The sequence below is a fragment of the Aquabacterium sp. genome (assembly GCF_016234775.1).
GTDB lineage: Bacteria > Pseudomonadota > Gammaproteobacteria > Burkholderiales > Burkholderiaceae_C > Aquabacterium.
The window spans coordinates 126294-147020 of record NZ_JACRAH010000031.1 but is presented as its reverse complement, the minus strand read 5'-3'; the positions used below and the strand labels follow the sequence as shown (position 1 = coordinate 147020).

At 63.2% G+C, this 20727-nt stretch carries 22 protein-coding genes; 7 read left to right on the top strand and 15 right to left on the bottom strand.

Annotation, left to right across the window (positions count from 1 at the left end; all coding sequences use genetic code 11):
• The first annotated feature begins 127 nt into the window (after positions 1–127).
• Positions 128–691 carry a DUF1415 domain-containing protein gene (locus HY836_RS09350; protein WP_290675732.1) on the top strand — a complete coding sequence of 188 codons (564 nt, stop codon included), beginning with the start codon at positions 128–130 and terminating at the stop codon, positions 689–691.
• Positions 692–700: 9 nt separating this feature from the next.
• Positions 701–1618 (top strand): prenyltransferase, encoded by a 918-nt coding sequence (locus HY836_RS09345; RefSeq protein ID WP_290675730.1) that lies wholly within the window; start codon positions 701–703, stop codon positions 1616–1618.
• Positions 1619–1639: 21 nt separating this feature from the next.
• On the opposite strand, the gene HY836_RS09340 is transcribed toward HY836_RS09345, so the two are convergent.
• Positions 1640–2305 carry a YceH family protein gene (locus HY836_RS09340; RefSeq protein ID WP_290675728.1) on the bottom strand — a complete coding sequence of 222 codons (666 nt, stop codon included), beginning with the start codon at positions 2303–2305 and terminating at the stop codon, positions 1640–1642.
• Positions 2306–2382: 77 nt separating this feature from the next.
• The gene (locus HY836_RS09335) at positions 2383–3291 is read right to left on the bottom strand and encodes a LysR family transcriptional regulator (RefSeq protein WP_290675726.1); all 909 of its coding nucleotides are present in this window, start codon (positions 3289–3291) and stop codon (positions 2383–2385) included.
• 94 nt (positions 3292–3385) lie between these two features.
• Between HY836_RS09335 and HY836_RS09330 the strand changes: the two genes are divergently transcribed.
• Entirely contained in the window at positions 3386–4441 is a 1056-nt protein-coding gene (locus HY836_RS09330) for an SDR family NAD(P)-dependent oxidoreductase (RefSeq protein WP_290675724.1), read from the top strand.
• 12 nt (positions 4442–4453) lie between these two features.
• Here HY836_RS09330 and HY836_RS09325 read toward each other — a convergent pair whose 3' ends face one another.
• From HY836_RS09325 to HY836_RS09300, 6 genes are all read right to left on the bottom strand, one after another.
• Positions 4454–4861 carry an MAPEG family protein gene (locus HY836_RS09325; protein WP_290675722.1) on the bottom strand — a complete coding sequence of 136 codons (408 nt, stop codon included), beginning with the start codon at positions 4859–4861 and terminating at the stop codon, positions 4454–4456.
• A gap of 188 nt (positions 4862–5049) precedes the next feature.
• Positions 5050–6144, bottom strand: a complete 1095-nt coding sequence (locus HY836_RS09320) for an alkene reductase (protein ID WP_290675720.1) — start codon at positions 6142–6144, stop codon at positions 5050–5052.
• A 72-nt stretch (positions 6145–6216) separates the two neighbouring features.
• Complete coding sequence (locus tag HY836_RS09315) at positions 6217–6810, bottom strand: TetR/AcrR family transcriptional regulator (RefSeq protein WP_290675718.1); 594 nt, start codon at positions 6808–6810, stop codon at positions 6217–6219.
• A 126-nt stretch (positions 6811–6936) separates the two neighbouring features.
• On the bottom strand, positions 6937–7722 hold the full coding sequence (locus HY836_RS09310; protein WP_290675716.1) for an ABC transporter permease: 786 nt from the start codon (positions 7720–7722) through the stop codon (positions 6937–6939).
• Positions 7719–8495: an ABC transporter ATP-binding protein gene (locus tag HY836_RS09305; RefSeq protein WP_290675714.1), complete on the bottom strand. Its 777-nt coding sequence runs from the start codon at positions 8493–8495 to the stop codon at positions 7719–7721. The genes HY836_RS09310 and HY836_RS09305 overlap by 4 nt, the downstream gene beginning before the upstream one ends.
• Complete coding sequence (locus HY836_RS09300; protein ID WP_290675712.1) at positions 8495–9532, bottom strand: ABC transporter substrate-binding protein; 1038 nt, start codon at positions 9530–9532, stop codon at positions 8495–8497. The genes HY836_RS09305 and HY836_RS09300 overlap by 1 nt, the downstream gene beginning before the upstream one ends.
• A gap of 145 nt (positions 9533–9677) precedes the next feature.
• On the opposite strand from HY836_RS09300, the gene asd reads away from it, so the two are divergent.
• Positions 9678–10520 carry an archaetidylserine decarboxylase gene (gene asd / locus HY836_RS09295; RefSeq protein WP_290675710.1) on the top strand — a complete coding sequence of 281 codons (843 nt, stop codon included), beginning with the start codon at positions 9678–9680 and terminating at the stop codon, positions 10518–10520.
• Here asd and HY836_RS09290 read toward each other — a convergent pair.
• The 7 genes from HY836_RS09290 to HY836_RS09260 all read right to left on the bottom strand — a co-directional run bounded on the left by HY836_RS09290 (position 10517) and on the right by HY836_RS09260 (position 18033).
• Positions 10517–11479, bottom strand: a complete 963-nt coding sequence (locus HY836_RS09290) for a pseudouridine synthase (protein WP_290675708.1) — start codon at positions 11477–11479, stop codon at positions 10517–10519. The genes asd and HY836_RS09290 overlap by 4 nt on opposite strands.
• Before the next feature lie 12 nt (positions 11480–11491).
• A complete protein-coding gene (locus HY836_RS09285; protein WP_290675706.1) occupies positions 11492–12385 on the bottom strand; it encodes a rhodanese domain-containing protein in 894 nt (297 codons plus the stop codon).
• 53 nt (positions 12386–12438) lie between these two features.
• A complete protein-coding gene (locus HY836_RS09280; protein WP_290675704.1) occupies positions 12439–13068 on the bottom strand; it encodes a PEP-CTERM sorting domain-containing protein in 630 nt (209 codons plus the stop codon).
• A gap of 127 nt (positions 13069–13195) precedes the next feature.
• Positions 13196–14458 carry a M20/M25/M40 family metallo-hydrolase gene (locus HY836_RS09275; protein WP_290675701.1) on the bottom strand — a complete coding sequence of 421 codons (1263 nt, stop codon included), beginning with the start codon at positions 14456–14458 and terminating at the stop codon, positions 13196–13198.
• On the bottom strand, positions 14455–16236 hold the full coding sequence (gene uraD, locus HY836_RS09270) for a 2-oxo-4-hydroxy-4-carboxy-5-ureidoimidazoline decarboxylase (protein WP_290675699.1): 1782 nt from the start codon (positions 16234–16236) through the stop codon (positions 14455–14457). The genes HY836_RS09275 and uraD overlap by 4 nt, the downstream gene beginning before the upstream one ends.
• A 14-nt stretch (positions 16237–16250) precedes the next feature.
• Positions 16251–17222: an allantoinase PuuE gene (puuE, locus tag HY836_RS09265; protein ID WP_290675697.1), complete on the bottom strand. Its 972-nt coding sequence runs from the start codon at positions 17220–17222 to the stop codon at positions 16251–16253.
• A gap of 25 nt (positions 17223–17247) precedes the next feature.
• The gene (locus tag HY836_RS09260) at positions 17248–18033 is read right to left on the bottom strand and encodes a GntR family transcriptional regulator (protein WP_290675695.1); all 786 of its coding nucleotides are present in this window, start codon (positions 18031–18033) and stop codon (positions 17248–17250) included.
• A gap of 96 nt (positions 18034–18129) precedes the next feature.
• On the opposite strand from HY836_RS09260, the gene uraH reads away from it, so the two are divergent.
• From uraH to HY836_RS09245, 3 genes are all read left to right on the top strand, one after another.
• Complete coding sequence (gene uraH, locus HY836_RS09255; RefSeq protein ID WP_290675693.1) at positions 18130–18540, top strand: hydroxyisourate hydrolase; 411 nt, start codon at positions 18130–18132, stop codon at positions 18538–18540.
• A gap of 9 nt (positions 18541–18549) precedes the next feature.
• On the top strand, positions 18550–19770 hold the full coding sequence (locus HY836_RS09250) for a urate hydroxylase PuuD (RefSeq protein ID WP_290675691.1): 1221 nt from the start codon (positions 18550–18552) through the stop codon (positions 19768–19770).
• A gap of 143 nt (positions 19771–19913) precedes the next feature.
• Positions 19914–20633 carry a PEP-CTERM sorting domain-containing protein gene (locus HY836_RS09245; RefSeq protein WP_290675689.1) on the top strand — a complete coding sequence of 240 codons (720 nt, stop codon included), beginning with the start codon at positions 19914–19916 and terminating at the stop codon, positions 20631–20633.
• Positions 20634–20727: the final 94 nt, after the last annotated feature.

Sequence of the window (20727 nt, the reverse complement as noted above, 5' to 3'; positions counted from 1 at the left end):
CGCGGGCTGATTTCTGGTACGGTTGGGGGTATGCTTGCGGCGGCAGCGTGTGTGCACTACTGCCCTGGATGACGTATTGAACCACGCCATCATTCAGCCAGACGCCTTGACAGGGGACAATACAGCCATGAGCCTCGATCACGACACCATCATCGCTGACACCCAGACCTGGTTGACCCGTGCGGTCATCGGGCTGAATTTGTGCCCCTTCGCCAAGGCGGTGCACGTGAAGAACCAGATTCGCTACCGCGTGTCGGAGGCCAGCACGCCTGAGGCCTTGCTGGAAGACCTCATCGCCGAGTTGAGCATCCTGCGCGATGCCGATCCCGAAGAGATCGACACCACCTTGCTGGTCCATCCTGCGGTCCTGACGGACTTCATGGATTTCAATGATTTCCTGGACGTGGTGGATGCGGCTGTCGAGGAGCTGGACCTGGAAGGCATCATCCAGGTGGCCAGCTTCCACCCGGATTACCAGTTCGATGGCACCGATCCGGATGACATCGACAACTACAGCAACCGCTCGCCTTATCCGACCCTGCACCTGATCCGCGAAAGCAGCCTGGAGCAGGCCGTGGCCGCCATCCCCGATCCCGAAGACATCTACGAAGCCAACATCGCCACGCTGCGCAAGCTGGGGCACGAGGGCTGGAAGAAGCTGTGGGAAGTGGGCAGCGACGACAAGGCTTGAGGCGCGCACATGGCTGACAAGCAGCCCTGGTGGGGCCCGGTACGTGTGCCATTTCTGTTGTTGACGCCGGCCTGCATGGCCCTGGGCGTGGCGGTGTGCTGGTGGCTGGCCCGTTCAAGCGGCGCCACGCTGGCATGGCCGGATGCGCTGCTGGCGGTGCTGGGTGGCCTGGCGGCGCATGTCAGCGTCAACGCACTCAACGAGTACATGGACTTCAAGTCCGGGCTGGACATGCAGACCCAGCGCACGCCGTTCAGTGGTGGCAGTGGTGTGCTGCCCGCCAGGCCGGAACTGGCCTCAGGTGCATTGGCGATGGGCCTGGTGGCGCTGGGCTGGACCGCGCTCACCGGCCTGTATTTTCTGTGGCGTGATCTGGTCGTGTTGCCCGCCTTGATGCCCGTGGGCCTGGCGGGGCTGCTGCTGGTGGTGGCCTACACGCCCTGGGTGACCCGTCACCCCTGGTTGTGCCTCATGGCGCCTGGACTGGGTTTCGGGCCCTTGATGATGCTGGGCACAGCTGCCGTGCTGCAGGGCCGGTGGGGTGCCGAGATGGTGGTGATGGCCTTGCTGCCGTTTGGCCTGGTCAACAACCTCCTGCTGCTCAATCAGTATCCTGACGTGGACGCTGACAGGCGGGTAGGGCGCGTCACCTTGCCGATGTGGCTGGGCAAGTCGCGTTGCTGGCCTGTGCTGCTCGCTCAATATGGTCTGGCGTACGTGGCCTTGGTTTGCACCGTGATCTGGATGGGGGTGCCGCAAGGTGCCTTGTTGGGCTTGCTCACCTTGCCGGTGGCGCTGAACGTGGTGCGAGGCGCGGCGCGCCATGCTGACGACACGCCCGCGCTGTTGCCCTATATGGGCATGAATGTGGTGGTCAATCTGCTGACACCTGTTCTGACGGCGCTCGGCCTGCTGTGGAGCGCTTGAGCGCCAAGTCAACGCACAGCCTCAGCCCTTTGGGTCCACGCCCAGTTCAGTCGCCATGCGCAGCACCAGCGCCCGCAGTTCACTCAACTCGGCAGCCATGCGGGCTTGTTCGTCCCTGATGGCGGCCAACTCTTCGTCATGGGCGGCCGCTCGGGTTGAGGCTGGCGCGTAAGCCGCGGCCTCCGGGATCTGCACCTCACCACACAGCAGGTGCGCCCAGCGGTTTTCGCGCGCGCCGGGGGCGCGAGGCAGTTTCACCACCCGTTTGGGCTCGCGCTCTGCCAGCTCTTCCAGAAAGCCCTCGACCGATGAAATGTCGGCAAAGCGGTGCAGGCGCTCGGTATGCAGGCGCAACTCCGCCGAGGTCTGGGGCCCGCGCAACAACAGCATCGTCAGCAAGGCAACCGATTGGCTGGGCACGCCCAGGCCTCGCGCGGCATTGTGATCAAAGCGCACTACGCGGCTGCCACTTACCTCGTTGACCAGGCTCAGCTCCTTGAGGCCATTGACAGCCTGCAACACATCGGCTTCGCTCAACTGCATCACCGGATCGCGCGCGGTCTTCTGGTTGCAACCCAGGGTCAGGGCATTGAGCGACAGGGGGTAGCTGTCTGGCACGGTGTGCTGCTTTTCAACCAGCACGGCCAGAACGCGGGCTTCTTCAGCGGTGAGGGGGCGGTGGCTCAATCTTGACTCCTGGATGAGAAGGTGTGGTTTATGTTCTGGCCTGGAGGCCAAGCTTATACCGGTCTGTGATGACACGATCAGTCGGTGCGCTGGCTGGACAGCGCATAGGCACTCAGTTCCTGCGTCAGGTATCGGTACAAGGCCATGACCCGCTTGTTACCTCGCAGGTCCCCGTGGGTCAGCAACCACATGTCCAGGCTGAAGGTCAGCTGGTCTGGCAGCACGGGTTGCAAGGCAGGATCACGCCTGGCGACGCCGATCTGGCTGCCGCCGATGCCAAGGCCGGCACGCAAGGCCGCCAGCAAGGCCAGATCGTTGTCGCAACGGAAGCTGAACATTTCACGAGAGATGGGGATGCCGTGTTGCGCACCCAGCCGGGTTGTGAAGGTGTCCTGATCGGGGCCGATCATGGCGTGCTGCGCCAGTTCGGCCAGCGTGCGGGGCAGCCCCCTGGCCTGCACATAGCGCTGATGGGCGTACAGCCCGATGTCCACTCGGCCCATTCGTTTGGCAATCAGGGCTTGCTGGGTCGGGCGCTCCATGCGCACGGCGATGTCGGCCTCGCGTTTGAGCAGGTCGTCCATCTTGTTGTTGAGCACCAGCTCGATCGTAAGCAGCGGGTGTTGGGCCTGGTAGCGCGCGAGGATCTCTGGCAGCACTTCGCCGCCCATCATCTGGCTGGCCGTGATGCGTACCGTGCCGCGTTCGTCGTGCTCGCTGCCGGAGGCCACGCGCATGGCGTGTTGCGCCGCCGACGCCATGGCCTGGGCCGAGGCCTGCATCTCCAGTGCGGTGGCGGTAGGCTTGACGCCGTCCGGCCCTCGCGTGAAAAGGGGCGCGTTCAAGGCCGTCTCCAGCGCCGCGATGTGCCGGCCCACGCTGGGTTGCGTCATGCCCAGCGCCCGTGCCGCAGCAGACAGGCTGCCTTCCTGCATCACCGCCAGGAAGGAGTGATAGAGGTTCCAGTCCACATGTGCTGAAGTCATGCATAAATGTATGGCATGTATGCATTGATGGGCAATTGTCGTATGGGGTGGGTTTGCCTAGCATGAGGCTTGTCTTCAACAAGGGATCAAGGCCATGACATTCCCAGGCGCATCTTCAGCAGCCCCCGGCGCGACCGTGCTGGTCGTGGGGGCTACCGGTGGTTTCGGTCGTGCGGTGGCGATCAGGCTGTTACAACAGGGATGGCGTGTTCGAGCCCTGACGCGGCATGCAGACATGGCCCAGCGTGTGCGCGCTGACTCGGCTGCGTTTGGTGAGCTGCAAGCGGTGCAATGGCACGTGGGCGATGCCATGAAGCGGTCGGATGTGGTGGCGGCCGCGCAAGGCGTGCAGTTCATCGTTCATGGGGCCAACCCGCCGGGCTATGTGCGCTGGCGCGAACTGGCCTTGCCCATGCTGGCCAACAGTGTGGAGGCGGCTCGGCAGGTGGATGCCAGGCTGCTGCTGCCGGGCAATGTCTACAACTTCGGGCCGGATGCGGGCGAGCTTGTCAACGAGCAATCCCCGCAGCGACCACTCACGCGCAAGGGTGCCGTGCGTGTGGAGATGGAGGCGATGTTGCAGCAAGCGGCGAGCGATCCACATCGGCCTTTGCGCTCGTTGGTCTTGCGCGCGGGTGACTTCTTTGATGCGCATTCGCCTTCTTCATGGTTCGGTACCTTGCTGGTCACGCCCGGAAAGCCCGTGCGCAAGGTGGTGTACCCGGGTGTGAAGGAGGTGGGGCACGCCTGGGCCTATTTGCCGGATCTGGCCGAGGCCACCGTGAAACTGATGGCGCTGGACTTGCGTGACCCCGATCGCCTGGCACGCTTCGAGGTGCTGCACTTTGGCGGGCACTGGTTGCCTCAGGGTGGCGAGATGGCGCGTGCCATCGCGCGCGCGGCCGGGGATGCCAGCTTGCCGATCAAGGCCTTGCCCTGGCCTGTGTTGAGGCTGCTGTCGCCCTTCGTGCCGATCTTGCGAGAAATCGTCGAGATGCGCTATTTGTGGCGTGTGCCCTTGAGACTGGACAACGCGAAACTGGAGGCCCTGATCGGGCCTGAGCCGCACACACCGCTGGACGATGCGGTGCACGCGTGTCTGCAGGGCATGGGCTGCTTGAGCACAGACCTCATGCCAGCCAAGGCCTGATCAGGCCTCAAATCAGAACAGATTGCTCAGCGTGGGCGCGAACATGGCGATGTTGGCGGCCAGGGCGCCAGCCCACACCAGGCTGCGCAGCGGCGCGATGTTGGCCAGGTACAAGGCCGTGTACACCACGCGCAGGCCGATGAAGGCCAGTGCCAGTTGGTCAGTACGAGCCTGATCCAGGCCGGCAGCTTGGGCGGCCAGCACGCCGAACACGAAGAGGGGCAGGGCTTCAAAGCCGTTGTTCTGCGCAGCGGCTGCACGGGCCTTCCAGCCTTCTTGCTTGGCAGCCCAGGCGCGTGGATCGTTGTTGTCGTAGCCGCCCTGGCTGCGCTTCTTTCCAGCGGTAGCGGCTTTGGCCAGGCCCATGGTGATCACGGGCATCACGGCTGCGATCAGCACGGCGGTATTGGCGATGGTCATGTCTGGTGTCTCCTACAGAGTGTTTTGAAAGCATTGCCCATCAGAAAGGCTCGGCCATTCTGGTGTTGACAATGATTCATGTCAATTCCAAAAAAGGACCGAGCCGGGTTTAGCGCGGGCCGTTCAGTCTGCCATGCGCCAAGCGCCACCTGTGCGGGCCTCGACAGGTGGCGCTTTGAGCATGCTCTTTAGTCAGCCAGGGCAGGGTAGTCCGTGTAGCCGTGGGCGCCGGAGCCGCCATACAGGCCCGTGTCGGAGAACAGCTCGTTGAGCGGCGCGTTCTCTTGCAGGCGGCGGGGCAGGTCGGGGTTGCTGATGGTCAGGCGGCCGAAAGAGACAAGGTCGCCCTTGCCGTTGGTGATGGCTTCCTGCGCCATGTCCTTCGTGTAGCCGTTGTTGACCATCCACACGCCGCTGTAGAGCTTGTGCAGGGCTTCGTAGTCGAAGGGGGCGTTGTCACGGGGGCCGCCAGTGTGGCCTTCCACCACGTGGATGTACACGGGGTGCAGCTTTTCCAGCTCGCGCACAACGTATTCGAACAGCGGCTGTGGGGCGCTTTCGCTGGAATCGTTGACGGGCGAGACAGGCGACAAGCGGATACCGACCTTGCCGGCGCCGATTTCAGCCGTCACGGCGGTCATCACTTCGAGCAGGAAGCGCGCGCGGTTTTCGATGCTGCCACCGTACTGGTCCGTACGCTTGTTGGCGCCATCGCGCAGGAAGGCGTCGATCAGGTAGCCGTGGGCGCCGTGGATCTCCACGCCGTCAAAGCCAGCGTCGATCGCGTTGCGCGCCGCGGTGCGGAAGTCGTTGACCACGCCATCGATTTCCGCGGTTTCCAGGGCGCGGGGCACCGAGGTGTCGACCATGCCTTGGCCGTGCACATAGGTCTTGGCCTTGGCCGCGATGGCCGAAGGCGCCACGGGTGCTTGCTCACCCGGTTGATAAGCGGTGTGCGACATGCGGCCGGTGTGCCACAGTTGCACGAAGATCTTGCCGCCCTTGGCGTGCACGGCGTCCGTCACCTTGCGCCAGCCGGCCACTTGTTCGGCCGTGTGCAGGCCGGGTGTGGAAGGGTAGCCTTGGGCCGTGGCCGACACCTGTGTGGCTTCCGCAATGATCAGGCCGATGCTGGCGCGCTGTTCGTAGTACTCGACCGTCAGCGGGCCAGGCACATTGCCTTTTTCAGCACGACTGCGGGTGAGCGGGGCCATGACCATGCGGTTGGACAGGGTGATGTCGCCGAGTTGGAAAGGCTGGAAGAGAGCGTCTTGGGTTCCCATTGAAGTGGCTCCAGTTTGGGTCAGGTTGCGGTCGCACATGCGGCCAGATGGGTACTGCAAAGATTCAGTGATTCAGGGCTGGAAGAACTTGTCGAGCATCAGGTCGACGACTTCCTTCAAAGCCTGTGTGCTGTGTTCGACCTTCATGCGCAGCACGGCACCTTCCCAGGCATCCCAGAAGAAGCCGGAGAGGGTGAGGGCATTGAGGTCGGATCGGATCAGGTGTTGGGCCTGGCCTTGAGCGATGAGCTCGGCGAGGCGCTCGCGCCAGCCCACCATCACGCCGCACAGCACGGCGCGGCAGGTCGCGCTGGATTCGGCCATCTCGGCTGCGAAATTGCCTACCAGGCAGCCTTGCAGGCCGGTGTTCTCGTGGTGCTGGATGAAGCTGGCAAACAGGTGGCGCATGGCGCCGACCGAATCGGCTGGCGCGTCCTGCATGGCGGCATCCCAGGCCTTGTCCACCCAGGCGCCGTAGTTGCGGATGATCTGTGCCGCGAAAGCTTCCTTGCTTTCGAAGTGGTTGTAGAAGGAGCCCTTGGGCACGCCGGCCTTGTCCGTGATCTGCTGGATCCCGGTGGCGTTGTAGCCCAGCTGATTGAAGAGGGCGTAACCCGCTTCGCTCAGGCGTCTGGGGATGTCGGTTTTGTCGGCGGTGCGAGGCATGGACAAATAATATGACCAGTCGTCTTAAAACGAGTGCATCCTGTATTTGCCCGACAAGAGAGTGGGGTTATTAGGGCTGAAATCCGTTAGATGCCGCTCGGCGTGCGGCGTGGCGATGTGCCGGGCTCAGCGCATTTCGCTTTCGTGCCAGCCGCCCAGCACCCAGCGAGACAGCGCGGCCAGCGAAGCAAACACCGCCACCCCCGTGAGCGAAATCAGCACCAGCGCGGCGAACATCCGGGGAATGTCGAGCTGGTAGCCGGACTGCAGGATCTGATAGGCCAGGCCGGTGCCTGTGCCACCCGTGCCGGCCACGAACTCGGCCACCACGGCGCCAATGAGTGACAGCCCCCCGGAGATGCGAAGGCCCGCGAAAAAATACGGCAGCGCAGACGGGATCTGCAAGCGCAGCAAGGTTTGCAGGCGTGTGGCCCGGTTCAGCTTGAAGTAGGCCGCCAGGCCCGGGTTGACACTGCGCAGTCCGATGGTGGTGTTGGAGATGATGGGGAACAAGGCCACCAGCGTGGCGCACACCACCAGCGAGGCTGTCGGGTCTTTCACCCAGATGATGATCAAAGGCGCGATGGCCACGATGGGCGTGACCTGCAAGAGCACCGCATAGGGCAGAAAGGCCGCTTCGATCCAGCGGCTTTGCACCATGGCAAAGGCCACCAGCACGCCGATCAGCGTGGCGCAGAAGAAGGCCAGCACCGTGATCTTGAGCGTGACCAGCAAGGCGCTGCTGAGCAAGGCCCAGTCCTTGACGAACGTCTGGGCGATCACCCAGGGTGAGGGCACGAGGTAGGCGGGCACCTCGTCGATCACGGTCCAGGCCTGCCAGATGCCCAGCAGGATGACGGTCATCAGCAGCGGTAGGGCTGCCTGTTTGAGCCGGTCAAAGAGCGCATTCATGCCTGGTGCTCCGTGGCCATGGCAGCGGCCTGACTCAAGCAGTGCTGGAGGTGCCGCACCTGATCGTTGAAGGCGGCGCTGGTGCGGTAGTCGTCGTCACGTGGCCAGGGTTGGGCCATGCGCTGGTCTTCCACGATGCGACCAGGCCGCGCGCCCATCACGATCACCCGCGAAGACAGGTATACCGCTTCCGTGATGCTGTGGGTGACAAACACGACCGTCAGGCCCCGTTGGTGCCACAGTTGCAGCAACTCGTCATCCAGCTTGTTGCGCGTGATCTCGTCCAGTGCGCCAAAAGGCTCGTCCATCAGCAGGAGGCTGGGCTTGGTGACCAGGCCACGCGCAATGGACACGCGCATCTGCATGCCACCTGACAGCTCACGGGGGCGTTGATCGGCGCAAGCCCTGAGGCCCACTTGGGCGAGGGCCTCGTCCACGCGGGCGTCGGCCTCCTGGCGCGCCACACCCGCGAGATCCAGCGGCAGGCGCACATTGCGGCGCACGTCCGCCCAGGGCATCAAGGTCGCTTCCTGGAACACGAAGGACAGCGTCTGCCCAGACAGGGTGATGCGCCCACTTGTGGGCTGCAGCAGCCCGGCCACCATCTTGAGCAGGGTGCTCTTGCCGCATCCCGATGGGCCCAGCAGTGTCACGAACTCGCCTGGCTCCACGCGCAGCGAGACCGGCGCCAGCGCGCGCGTGCCATTCGGGTAGACCTGCTCGACGCCTTGCAGATCGATCACCGGTGAAGGGGATGCCGCGGGCAGTCCCATCAGGGCATGACCTTCAGGTCCTTGACGAACTGCGTGGTGTAGGTCTTTTTGACATCCACCTTGGCGGGATCCAGCAGCTTGTGTTGCACCAGCAGGTCGTAGGTCTGCTTCATGCGCTCATCGGTGATGATGCCGATGCCGTACCTGGCTGCGTCCCCGCCCAGCACGGCACCTTGCTGCCTGATGCTGCCGATGCCATAGGCCAGCAAGTCATCGGTCATGTTGGGGTTGTCTTTCTTGATCAGGGCATTGCCGGGCTTGGGGTCACCTGTGAGGTAGCTCTTCCAGCCTTCCATCGACGCTTTCACGAACGCGGCCACCTGCCTGGGGCGTTTCTGGATGGTCTGCGTCGAGCAGACGACCGTCATCGCGTAGGGAGGCCAGCCGAGGTCGGACAGCATGAACACGCTCGGCTTGATCTTGCTTTCGCGCTCGATCGAGAACGGCTCGGAGGCCAGATAGCCTTGCTGCGCGATGTTCTTGTCAGCCAGGAAGGGCTGGATGCTGAAGTTGTAGGGCTTCATCTGCGCATCGGTGAAGCCGTATTTCGTCTTGAGCCAGGGCCAGTAAGTGACCTGGCCTGCGCTGCCCACCAGCAGGGTGCGGCTCTTGAGCTGCTCGAACTGCTTCACGTCCGGGTGGGCGATCATCACAACCGGGTCTTTCTGGAACGCGGCGGCCACCGTCACAGCCTGTATGGCTTTTTCCCAGGCCTGGATGGTCTGCACATCAAAACCCATGATGCAGTCGGCCTGGCCGGCCATCATCAGCTGCATCATGTTGACCTGCGGGCCGCCCATCTTGAGCGTGACGTCCAGCCCGGCCTTGGCGTACAGGCCTGTCGCCTGAGCCTGATAGAAGCCGCCATGCTCGGCTTCGGCATACCAGTTGGTGATGTAGGTGAACTTCTCGGCAGCGTGGGCCAGCGGCTGAGCCAGCAGGGCGGCTGTGGCGGCCAGGGCCAGCGCCGTGCCACGTGTGGCGGCGCCCAGGTGGTGGCGCAGCAAGTGGCGCAAGGTGGTTGGGATGCGCGTCATGGGGCGACTCCAGTCAAAGACAGGCTACTTTGTACCCGAGGCCGCGTGTGCTTGCTGGATCCCCGTCCGATTTGTGAGGTTGCCAGACGACAAAGATAGAATGCTCGGCTTCGTTCAAACCACCACACACCACTGAGGGGCGCACGTGTCGGACCGTCTATTCGTTGCCATGCAGTATGTCTTGCCCAAGAAGGCATTGACCCAGGCGGCCGGCGCATTGGCATCGCTGCGCGGCGGTGCCGCCACGACGCGCTTCATTGCCTGGTTCGTCAAGCGCTATGGCGTGAACATGAGCGAGGCGGCCAACCCGGACATCGCCAGCTACCCGACCTTCAACGAGTTCTTCTCGCGCCCACTCAAGGCCGGTGCCCGCCCCTTGGCCCAGGCCGACCTGATCAGCCCGGTGGACGGCGCCATCAGCCAGATCGGGCCGATCAAGAAGGACCAGGTCTTCCAGGCCAAGGGCCATGCCTATTCGACGACGACACTGGTGGGTGGCGACGCCCAGCTGGCGGCACGTTTTGAAGATGGTCATTTCGCCACGCTCTACCTGAGCCCCAAGGACTACCACCGCATCCACATGCCTTGTGACGGCAAGCTCACGCGCATGATCTACGTGCCGGGTGACCTGTTCTCGGTGAACCCCGCGACCGCACGTGGTGTGCCCGGCCTGTTTGCGCGCAACGAGCGCGTCGTCTGCGTGTTCGAATCGGCCAAGGGCCCCTTTGTGCTGACCCTGGTGGGCGCCACCATCGTGGGCAGCATGGCCACCGTCTGGCATGGCGTGGTCAACCCGCCTCGCAGCGCCCAGGTGCGCGAATGGCGTTATGACGATCAGAACATCGTCTTCAAGCAAGGCGACGAGATGGGCCGCTTCCTGCTGGGCTCGACTGTGGTCATGCTGTTCCCCAAGGGGCCGCTTCAGTTCAACGCCGCGTGGGAGCCTGCTCGTGCGATCCGCATGGGCGAGGCGATGGCGCAGCGTTAAGCCTCACCCGGCTGGTCTGTTGGGCTTGACTGGTCTGACTGACGCAGCGCCGATGTCAGATCCAGGCTGCGCCCGCAGTGAATGTCACGTTGCTGGGCAGTGATCGGGTCCATGAACGACAGAGACTGAGCCAACAGTTGCAAAGGACGAGAGAAGTCTGGTGCAACTTCTGGTGGCAAGGCGGGCAACAGTTCCGGGTAGATCTGGTCGTTGAGCAGCGGCATGCCCAGCGCCGACATGTGCGCGCGCAACTGGTGCTTCTGGCCCGTGACGGGTTGCAGCTTGAATCTGCCCCAATCGCCAGCTGATTCGATCAGTTCGATGCGGGTTTCGGCATTGGGTGTGCCGGCCACTTCATGCATGGCCATGAAGCGCTCGCTTTCTGCCAGGCGCGAGCGGTAGACCATGGGCAGCGCCACCGCCTTGCTCAAGGGCGCGATGGCCTCATAGGTCTTGTTGACCACCTTGTCCCGAAACAGAGCCTGGTAGGCATTGCGCGTGTGCGGCTGGATCGTGAAGGCCACGAGCCCAGCCGTTTCGCGGTCGATGCGGTGCATGGGCACCAGGGTGTCAATGCCGAGCTTGCGCTTGAGGCGCACCAGCAGTGTCTCCTGCAGATAGCGGCCTTTGGGCGTGACAGGCAGGAAGTGCGGCTTGTAGGCCACCACCAGGTAGTCATCCTGGAACACCACCTCTTCGTCAAAGGGCACCCGGTGTTCGAAGGGCAGGCTGCGCCAGTAGTAGAGCTTGGTGTGGGCACGATAGGGCGTGTCAACCGAGATGGGGTGACCGTGGGCATCGACCACCTCGCCCTTGCCCATGCGATCGGCCCAGTCTTCGCGCGACACGGCAGGAATGCGCTGAGCGAGGTAGTCCAGCATCGTCGGCCAAGGGCCATCGGGCAGGGCCACACAACTGGCGCTCACGCCGTTGATCGTGGGCAATGTGGGCTTGCTCATGGACGGCAGTGATCAGTCTTGATCGTCCGGGCCCGCAGTGGGGGCATCAGGCGTGTTGACCCGGCTCGCCTTTGGTGTCACCGAGTCCAGCCGGTGTGCGCGCTCCTTGCGCCACAGCTCATCCGGGCTGTCGTTGTAAACCTCATCGGCCGTCGTGGGGGTCTCTTGCAGGCGGGTGTCAATGGCGATGCGGTTGTCGAACACGAAGCACTCGCCTTGCCAGTCCTTGTCGGCGTCGGGCAGGCTCTGGAAGAAGTTCAGGATGCCGCCATCGAGCTGGTAGATGTCCAGGCCGAACTGCTGCATCCAGGCGCTGGTTTTTTCGCAGCGGATGCCGCCTGTGCAGTACATGGCGACCTTCTTGCCTTCGGCTCTCCATTGATCGGCGTGCGAGGACACGTAATCCGGGAAGTCGCGGAAGTTGTCCACGTGCGGGTCAATCGCGTTCTTGAAGCGGCCTAGGCGGTACTCGAAGCTGTTGCGGTTGTCGATGACGACGACGTTGTCTTGCGCGATGAGGTCGCGCCATTGCTGCGGGCTCAGGTGCTGGCCCTGGGCGCGGTCGGGCACCAGGCCCGAGACACCATCCAGCCCCAGGGCCACGATCTCGCGCTTGCGGTGCACGCGCACCTTCCAGAACGGCGGCGTCTGGCAGGCGCTGCGTTTGAAGGGCATGTCGGCAAACAGGCCTTGCAGGCGCGGGTCCTGGTGCATGGCGCGCTCAAAAGCATCGATCTGCTCGACGCTGCCGGCTAGCGCGCCGCTGATGCCTTCTTCTGCCACCAGCGCGCTACCGGTCAGGGTTGCGACCAGTTCGCGCAGGATCCCGGCGATGGCGTCAGGATCGCTCAGCGCGACAAAGCGGTAGAAGGAGGTGTGAACCAGTGGCAGGGCGGATGAGGGCATCCGCGCATTGTCGCCAATTTTGCTTGGATTGCCCTGGCCTGCACTGCCACGTGTCAGCGCTTGCCAGCCAGGCCTTGGCGGAACTTGCGGGAGGACAAGCCCAGGCCCAGTACGCCAGCGAACAACAAGCCATACGTGCCGGGCTCAGGGACGGCGCCGGCAACCGTGATGCTGGAGTCGCCAAAGAAGCGAATGGAGCCTTCACCCTGAGGAATGGTGTTACCCAGGGCGAACGTCACCGTGTAGGCGTCGTTGCCAACGATGGGTGCGAATGCGCTGCTGCTGAAGTGAAGGGTCTGGTTTTCGTTGCAGTAATAGCCGCATGCCAGCGCGTTCAAGGAACCAAGCAGGCTCCCATTGAGCAAGACATTGATCTGAAGGTCAGTGCCTGTGGTGCCGTTGTACGTGCCAAGCATGTTGTGAATGTTGATCGAGGCTTCCAGCGAAGTCACACTGCTCAGTCCACTGGTTGTGAACGCCTTGGTAACGTAGTCGCCTGTTGTCCACATTGATTGTGACGAGCCCGCTGCGCTGATGGTGCCGCTGCCGTTGGTGGCTGACAAGTAGGAGGCCCCGTCGAGTGACACTGTGGCGCTGGCTGCACACGCCGCGGTCGATGCCAGCGTGGACAGAATGGCGACACCACTTGCCAGCGCGCTGGACAGGCTAAAACGGACGTTCATGATCATGTGCTCCCTTTTTGAGATAAATGGTTAGGCTGGAGAAGGAAATTCGAGCGGCACTCCGTGCTGCAAGTTCTGTTTCCATATTACTGACGCGCGCTGCCTGAGATGGCCCCCATTTCGGGGGTCAACCGCCGAGTAGATCCCAGAGGCTGCGTGCCACGACCTTGGTGGCGCGTCGCAGATCTGCCAGCGCCAGATGCTCGTCGGCCCGCTTGGCGTTCGACTCGAACACGGTGCGCGGGCCAGCACCGTAGATGGCCGCCGGGATGCCGTGCGCGCCGTACAAGCGCACATCGGTGTACAGCGGTGTGCCACTGGTCGGGATAGGTTCGCCGAAAATCGCCTCGCCGTGTCGCTGCAGGGCTTGAACCAGAGGCTCGTGTCCCGGCAGAGGCCGCAGCGAATGGGCCAACAGCAGGCGCTTGATCTCGACGCGGATGCCGGGGAAGGAGGCGGCCGACTCGGCGATCACGCGGCGGATGTCGGCTTCCACCTGTGCGGGATTCTCTTCGGGGATCATGCGGCGATCCAGCTTGAAGACCACCTTGCCTGGCACGACATTGGTGTTGGTGCCGCCTTCGATGCGCCCGACGTTCAGGTAAGGATGCTTGATGCCAGGCACGCTGGATGTGATGCCCTGGTAGACCTTGTTCTGGGCGTACAGCGCGTTGAGGATGGTGACGGCGCCTTGCAAGGCATCGATGCCAGTGTGCGGTATGGCCGCATGGGCCATCTGGCCGTGCACCGTCACCTCCATTTGCAGGCAACCGTTGTGCGCGGTGACCACCTCGTAGCTGAAGCCGGCGGCGATCAGCAGATCGGGCTTGGTCAGGCCTTGTTTGAGCAGCCAGCCGGGCCCAAGTTCGCCGCCGAACTCTTCGTCGTAGGTGAAGTGCAGCTCCACCGAGCCTTTCAAAGCCGCGTTGCCGCTCGATGCGGCCAGGGCCTCCAGCGCACGCAGGGCAAAGCTGTAGGTGGCGAAGTCACTCTTGCTGACGGCCGCGGCGCGTCCATAAAGTTGCCCATCGACCACTTCGCCACCGTATGGGTCATGCGTCCAGCCTTCGCCTGGCGGCACCACATCACCGTGGGCATTGAGGGCGATGGTGCGGCCACCTTCACCGAAGCGGCGGCGCACGATCAGGTTGGTGAGGCTTTGCAGGCCGTAGGCCTTGACCTCGGCGTCGGGCACGCTGTGAGCTTCGGGCTGCCAGCCAAAGCCCTTGAGCAGCTCGGCGGTGCGCTCTGCATGTGGCGCGTTGTTGCCCGGTGGGGTGTCAGTCGGTACCTGCACCAGGGCTTGCAGGAAGCGCACCTCTTCATCGAAATGCGCATCGATCCACTGATCGAGTCGGGCGTAGTGCTCAGCGGCTTGGGTCGTGCTCACAGTTGCTCCAGCAGGTGCATGAAGGCGTCCACGCACAGTTGCGCGTCGTCGTTGGTGATGGTTTCCAGCGGGTTGTGGCTGATGCCGGCGTTGCCGCCACGCACGAAGAGCATGGCCTGCGGCATGCATTCGTGCAGCTTCATGGCGTCATGCCCGGCACCGCTGGGCAGCTTGAAAACGGGCAGCCCTGTGGCCATGACGGCTGCTTCCCAGCGCGCCTGCCAGCTGGGGTCGGAGGGCGCAGCACTGGCCTGCATGCTCAGCGTGAGCGTATGGCGCAGGCCGCGCCGCTCGCAAATCGCTGCCAGCTGCTTGTGCACATCGGCCACCAGGGCGTCGCGCTGCGCGTTGTCAGGTGCACGCAGGTCCAGCGTGAACTGGCATCGCCCGGGCACCACGTTGACCGAGCCCGACGGCACGTTCAACACACCCACCGTCCCGACCGAGGGCCCTTGGGGCGAGTGCGCGTCCCATGCGGCACGTTGCTCCACATACAGCACCAGCTCGGCCACCGCGGCGGCGGCATCCTTGCGCCTGTCCATGGGCGTGGTGCCGGCATGGCTGGCCTGCCCGATGACCTCGCCCGCATAGCGTGCGCTGCCATTGATGGCTGTGACCACGCCAAGTGGCTGGTCGATCTCGTCCAGCCAGGGGCCTTGCTCGATGTGGACCTCGACGAAGCCGAGGTAGCGTGCGGGGTCGCGCTTCAGCGCGTGGATATCGGCCAAGCTGGCGCTCAGGCCGGCAGCCTGCATGGCCTCGCGCAGGCTGATGCCATCGGCATCCTGCTGATCGAGCCAAGAGGGCGGAAAGTCGCCCACCAGTGCGCCGGAGCCCAGGAAGGTGGCCTTGAAACGCTGGCCTTCTTCTTCTGCAAAGCCGATCACCTCGATGCCGTATTTCAAACGACGTCCCTGGCGGTGCAGTTCTCGTACGCAGGCCATGGGCACGAAGATGCCCAGTCGGCCATCGTATTTGCCGCCGTTGCGCACCGTGTCGTAATGGGAGCCGGTGAGCAGGCGCGGCGCACTGGCATCGCTGCCTTGGTAGATGCCTACGACATTGCCCACGGCATCGATCGAGACCTCGTCAAAACCGCAGTCCTGCATCCAGGTTGTCAATTGCGCGGCACAGGCCTGATGGGCTGGCGTCATGTAGGTGACGGTCAACTGGCCTTGTTCTGCATAGCCTGGCTCGCTGTGTGCAGCCAGGCTTTCAGCCCAGTCCCACACCAGGTTGCCGAGCACGGGCTCGGTCCCGAACTTGTCGTGCAGGCGAATCTCGGCGATGCGGTGGATGTTGCGCAGGCACTCGGCCAGTTCGAAATCCGCCGGGTTATCCAGACGCCGCGCGAAGGTGTCGATGATCTGCTCGCGTGTCAGCCCCAGGCCCCGCGGGCCACGTACGGCCAGGATGAAGGGCCAGCCAAAGCGGGCGTTGTAGTCGGCATTGAGTTGCTGCAGCCGGGCGAACTCTTGCGCGGTGCAATGGGTGAGCCCCGCACGGCTTTGCTCGTTGGTGGATTCGGCCGTGAGCTGGCCCGCGACCGCGGCCTTGCCAGCCAGTTCAGGGTGGGCGCGGATCAGCCCCTTTTGCCGTTCTTCGCCAGATTGACGCACCACTTGTGCGAGGGTGTACTTCAGCTGCGGGATGGTTTTGAACGGGCGCTGAGACCAGGCGGCATCGGCGATCCAGGGCGAATGCTCGTAGACGCCATCCAGCAGCGCCACGAAGCTGTCGCGGCCCGCCGCATTGAGTTGATCCAGTGTGAGGCTCATGTCGTGTGCCTCGTTCAAGGCTGGGCCGGTGTCGAGCCGGTTGCCGCGGGTTGACAGGGGTGCACCTGCTTCCAGTGCCTGGCGATGTCAATCCGGCGGCACACCCACACCTGGTCATGTTGGGCAACGTGATCCAGAAAGCGCTGGAAGGCCCGGAAGCGGCCAGGGCGCCCCAGCAAGCGGCAGTGCATGCCCACGCTCATCATCTTGGGGGCGTTGTCACCCGCCGGGTCGCCCTCTGCGTACAGCAGGTCGAAGGTGTCCTTCAGGTAGGTGAAGAAGTCCTCGCCTTGCGAATAGCCCTGCGGCAGGGCGAAGCGCATGTCGTTGACGTCCAGGGTGTAGGGCACGATCAGGTGCGGTACCGTCTGGCCATCGCTGCGCTGCACTTGGGTCCAGAAGGGCAGGTCGTCACCGTAGTAGTCGCTGTCGTAGTCGAAACCACCGTAGTCGGCCACGAGGCGGCGCGTGCGCGGGCTGTCCCGGCCTGTGTACCAGCCCTGGGCACGCTGGCCGGTGAGCTCTTCAATGATCTGCATGCCGATGCGCATGTGTTCGCGCTCGGTGGCTTCGTCCATGCTCTGGTAGTGGATCCAGCGCCAGCCGTGGCAGGCGATTTCATGCCCGAGGTCGACAAAGGCCTGGGTGAGTTCGGGGTGGCGTTGCAAGGCCATGCTGACGCCGAAGACGGTCAAGGGCCAGCCACGTTTTTCGAATTCGCGCAGGATGCGCCACACGCCCGCCCGTGAACCGTACTCGTAGATCGACTCCATGCTCAGGTGCCGATCCGGGTAGGAGGCCGGGTTGAACATCTCGCTGAGGAACTGCTCGCTGCCCGCGTCACCATGCAGCACGCAGTTTTCGCCACCTTCTTCGTAATTGAGCACGAACTGCACGGCGATGCGTGCGCCACCCGGCCACGAGGCGTGTGGCACGTGGCGGCCATAACCAATGAGGTCGCGGGGGTAGGGCGTGGGGCTGGTCATGGGCCTGTCGGTTGGGGTTTGGTGTTCAGCTTGTCACGAGGGCATCGCTCACAGGCAAGGCCTTCGTGCGGGGTTGCTCGATCAGTTGGCGCTCGACGGTGTCAAGGTGTTCGTGCAGCAGTTTCAAGGCCAGCTCGGTGTCTCGGGCCTCCATGGCCTTGAGCAACTGCACGTGCTCGGCATTCGATGCCTGCGCGTTGTCGGCAGACTGGTACATCAACGTGATGAGTGAGCAGCGAGACACCAACTCCTGCATCAGGTCCACCAGCACCTGGTTGCCCAGCACCTCGGCCAGACGCACATGGAAGTCGAATAGCAGCTTGGTGCGTGTGGGCACATCCACGCGATTGACGGCTTCGCGCTCGGTCTTGATATGGGCCTTGAGCGCACGGACGTCAGCTGGCTTGAGGCGCGGGATCAGTTCGCGCAGCATCTGCGCTTCGACCATGCGACGCACGGCGAAGACCTCTCGCGCTTCCTTGATCGATGGTGCGGCCACGAATGCACCACGAGCAGGCTCCAGGCGCACCAGTTTGAGTTCCGACAGGCGGTACAGCGCTTGCCGTACGACGGTGCGCGACACGCCAAATCGGTCACCCAGTTTCTGTTCGACCAGTTTGGCGCCGGGCAACAAACGGTGCTCGACGATGGCGCGCGTCACGGCGGCCACGATGTGTTCGGTGCTGGAGACATCGCCGTCGGCTTGTGGTTCAGGCGCCGAAGGGATGAGATCGGCATCCGCACGGGGCAGGCGGGCACGCCGGCTGCTTGTGCCTGTTGAGGAGGGAGATGTCTTGCGCGCGACGCTCATCATGTTTAAAGTGTATACACTTTCAGATTGCAAATGCAAGATGAACCGGCTGCAAAACCTTATTTTGGGCGCCGGTTCCCGAGAGCGAGGCCACTCATGAATACCGCTGACGACACGCCGCAGGCAGCCAGTACGGGCTACCTCACCACCCATGTGCTCGATACCGTACACGGCACGCCTGCCGAGGGCATGAAACTGGAGTTGTATGTCCGCGAGTCTTCTCCGGACGGTTGCAGCGACGGGCGCTGGCTGTCCTTGCGCAGCGTGGTCACCAATGCCGATGGCCGGCTGGATCGGCCCTTGTTGTCCGGGGATGACTTCAAGAAGGGCTGCTACCGCCTGATCTTCGATGTCGAGGGCTACTTCAGGTCCAAAGGTGTGGCGCTGCCCCAGCCAGCCTTTCTGGGCAAGGTGCCCCTTGATTTCGGCATCGCCGATGCACAGTCGCACTACCACGTGCCCTTGCTGGTGAGCCCCTGGTCGTATTCAACCTATCGTGGAAGCTGAGGTCTGCGCATGCTGGAGTTGTCGCCCTTGCTGACCTATGCCCTGGATTGGGCCAACCTGTTGCTGCGCTGGTTGCACGTGATCGTGGCCATAGCCTGGGTAGGGTCGTCCTTCTATTTTGTCTGGCTCGACAACACCTTGACGCCCCCGACAGATCCCGAACTCAAGAGCAAGGGCGTGGGCGGTGAGTTGTGGGCGGTGCACGGCGGCGGGTTCTACAACCCACAGAAATACCTCGGTGCGCCCAAGTCGCTGCCGGAGAACCTCCACTGGTTCTTCTGGGAAAGCTACTCGACCTGGTTGTCCGGCTTCGCGCTGTTCACGGTGATGTATCTTTTCAACGCGGGCACCTTTTTGATCGACCAATCGGTTCACGCCTGGTCGCCCGGTGTGGCAGTGGCTTCCGCCTTGGGTTTTCTGGCGGGTTTCTGGTTGTTGTATGACCTGATCTGCCGGACCCTGGGGCAAGGCAAGCGGGGTGACCAGCTTGTGGGGGCTTGTGTGTTCGTCATTGTGGTGGGCTCGGCTTGGGCCGCCTGCCAACTGTTTGCCGGGCGAGCGGCCTTCCTGCTGGTGGGCGCCATGATCGCCACCGCCATGAGTGCCAATGTGTTTTTCTGGATCATCCCGGGGCAACGCAAGGTCGTGGCGGCCATGAAAGCCGGGCAGCCGGTGGATCCGATTCATGGCAAGCGCGGCAAACAGCGCAGCGTGCACAACACCTACTTCGTGCTGCCGGTGCTGTTTGCCATGCTGAGCAACCACTATGGCTGGGCTTATGGCCATGCGCATAACTGGCTGGTGCTGGTGTTGATCATGCTGGCGGGCGCTTTGATTCGGCAGTTCTTCGTGGCCCGGCACAAAACCGAGGTTGCGGGCCAACCTGCACCTTGGAGCTGGGCAGTAGCGGGCGGTGGCCTGCTGCTCGGGGTGGCGGTCTGGCTGGCGCCGGCTCCGGCACCGTCGAGCCAGGCGGCCTTGCAGACGAAGCCGGATCTGGCGCAGGTCCAGGCAGTGATCACCCAGCGCTGCGTGATGTGCCATAACGCGCAACTGGCCAACAAAGGCGTGCGCCTGGACACTGCCGAGCAGATTCAGGCGCATGCGCAGCAGATCTACCAGCAGGTCGTGGTGCTCAAGGCCATGCCAATGAACAATGCAACAGGTATCACCGAGGCCGAGCGGGATGTTCTGCGTCGGTGGTTTGATCTAAATCAGCTGAGCCGGTAGGTTGTGCAGTTGATTTCGCATCGTGAACGCTATCCCCCCTAATTTCACGGGCCTTTCCCCGTGGCTAGGGGGGGATCCATGCTGGCACTAACGCACCAAGGTGGTTATAGTTGGCACATACCGTTACAAACCAAGGTCTCGCCGTGAAAAAGTTCGCTGTTGCTGCACTGATGCTGGCCGTGTCTAGCTCGATGTCCGTCGCCAATGCGGCGCCTGTGACTGTTGATGCAGCCACGTACACGTTGACCTATGACAACAGCTTCCTGGCTGGCGTCCCGTCGGTTGGCGTGGTTGGTGATGCCGTGACGTTCGGTGGTGCTAGCGCTGTGGCGGCATCCCCTCTGCTGGGCACGCCATCTGTGGCCGCGTATGCGATTGACAGCTACAACGGCAATCCCTTCCCGATCATCGTGACCGCCAAGGCTGGTTACAAGATCACGGGTCTGACCGAGACGGTTTCTGGTCTGTACAACGCTTTTGTGTCGCCGACGGCCGCTGGGACAGCGATGTCCGGTGCTGGCTTCCAGTCTTTCTGGGTTGCCAATGATGTGGTGCAAGGCAACAGCGGTAGCCAGTTGCTGGCCAACGTGAGCGCCGATGCCCAACCGTTCAGCGCCTCCGGTGCTTACGATGTCAGCGGCACGCTGGCACTGGCTTCTTCGGCCAGCACGGTGAACATGTCTGCTACCGGTTTCATGATTTTCGCCGACGCGACTGGTTCTGGCTTGGCCCAGACGAGCCTTTCGTCTTACAAGTTGAACGTGCAAACCGCAGCTGTGCCAGAGCCTGAAATGCTCGGTCTGATGCTGGCTGGTCTGGGTGTGGCTGTTTTCTCGCTGCGCCGTCACCGCGTCGTTCGCTGATCATTCTTCGAGCTTCTTTCAAAAGGGCGAGACTCGCAAGGGTCTCGCCCTTTGTCCTTGGTGCGTGGGTTGGCTGGGAGTTGGGCAGGACGGC

Excerpts from the sequence above, each read along its gene's own strand:
- HY836_RS09350 (WP_290675732.1), top strand. The coding sequence starts at position 128 with ATGAGCCTCGATCACGACACCATCATCGCTGACACCCAGACCTGGTTG.
- HY836_RS09345 (WP_290675730.1), top strand. The coding sequence starts at position 701 with ATGGCTGACAAGCAGCCCTGGTGGGGCCCGGTACGTGTGCCATTTCTG.
- HY836_RS09335 (WP_290675726.1), bottom strand. The coding sequence starts at position 3,291 with ATGACTTCAGCACATGTGGACTGGAACCTCTATCACTCCTTCCTGGCG.
- HY836_RS09330 (WP_290675724.1), top strand. The coding sequence starts at position 3,386 with ATGACATTCCCAGGCGCATCTTCAGCAGCCCCCGGCGCGACCGTGCTG.
- HY836_RS09325 (WP_290675722.1), bottom strand. The coding sequence starts at position 4,861 with ATGACCATCGCCAATACCGCCGTGCTGATCGCAGCCGTGATGCCCGTG.
- HY836_RS09320 (WP_290675720.1), bottom strand. The coding sequence starts at position 6,144 with ATGGGAACCCAAGACGCTCTCTTCCAGCCTTTCCAACTCGGCGACATC.
- HY836_RS09315 (WP_290675718.1), bottom strand. The coding sequence starts at position 6,810 with ATGCCTCGCACCGCCGACAAAACCGACATCCCCAGACGCCTGAGCGAA.
- HY836_RS09310 (WP_290675716.1), bottom strand. The coding sequence starts at position 7,722 with ATGAATGCGCTCTTTGACCGGCTCAAACAGGCAGCCCTACCGCTGCTG.
- HY836_RS09305 (WP_290675714.1), bottom strand. The coding sequence starts at position 8,495 with ATGGGACTGCCCGCGGCATCCCCTTCACCGGTGATCGATCTGCAAGGC.
- HY836_RS09300 (WP_290675712.1), bottom strand. The coding sequence starts at position 9,532 with ATGACGCGCATCCCAACCACCTTGCGCCACTTGCTGCGCCACCACCTG.
- HY836_RS09290 (WP_290675708.1), bottom strand. The coding sequence starts at position 11,479 with ATGAGCAAGCCCACATTGCCCACGATCAACGGCGTGAGCGCCAGTTGT.
- HY836_RS09285 (WP_290675706.1), bottom strand. The coding sequence starts at position 12,385 with ATGCCCTCATCCGCCCTGCCACTGGTTCACACCTCCTTCTACCGCTTT.
- HY836_RS09280 (WP_290675704.1), bottom strand. The coding sequence starts at position 13,068 with ATGAACGTCCGTTTTAGCCTGTCCAGCGCGCTGGCAAGTGGTGTCGCC.
- uraD (WP_290675699.1), bottom strand. The coding sequence starts at position 16,236 with ATGAGCCTCACACTGGATCAACTCAATGCGGCGGGCCGCGACAGCTTC.
- puuE (WP_290675697.1), bottom strand. The coding sequence starts at position 17,222 with ATGACCAGCCCCACGCCCTACCCCCGCGACCTCATTGGTTATGGCCGC.
- HY836_RS09260 (WP_290675695.1), bottom strand. The coding sequence starts at position 18,033 with ATGAGCGTCGCGCGCAAGACATCTCCCTCCTCAACAGGCACAAGCAGC.
- uraH (WP_290675693.1), top strand. The coding sequence starts at position 18,130 with ATGAATACCGCTGACGACACGCCGCAGGCAGCCAGTACGGGCTACCTC.
- HY836_RS09250 (WP_290675691.1), top strand. The coding sequence starts at position 18,550 with ATGCTGGAGTTGTCGCCCTTGCTGACCTATGCCCTGGATTGGGCCAAC.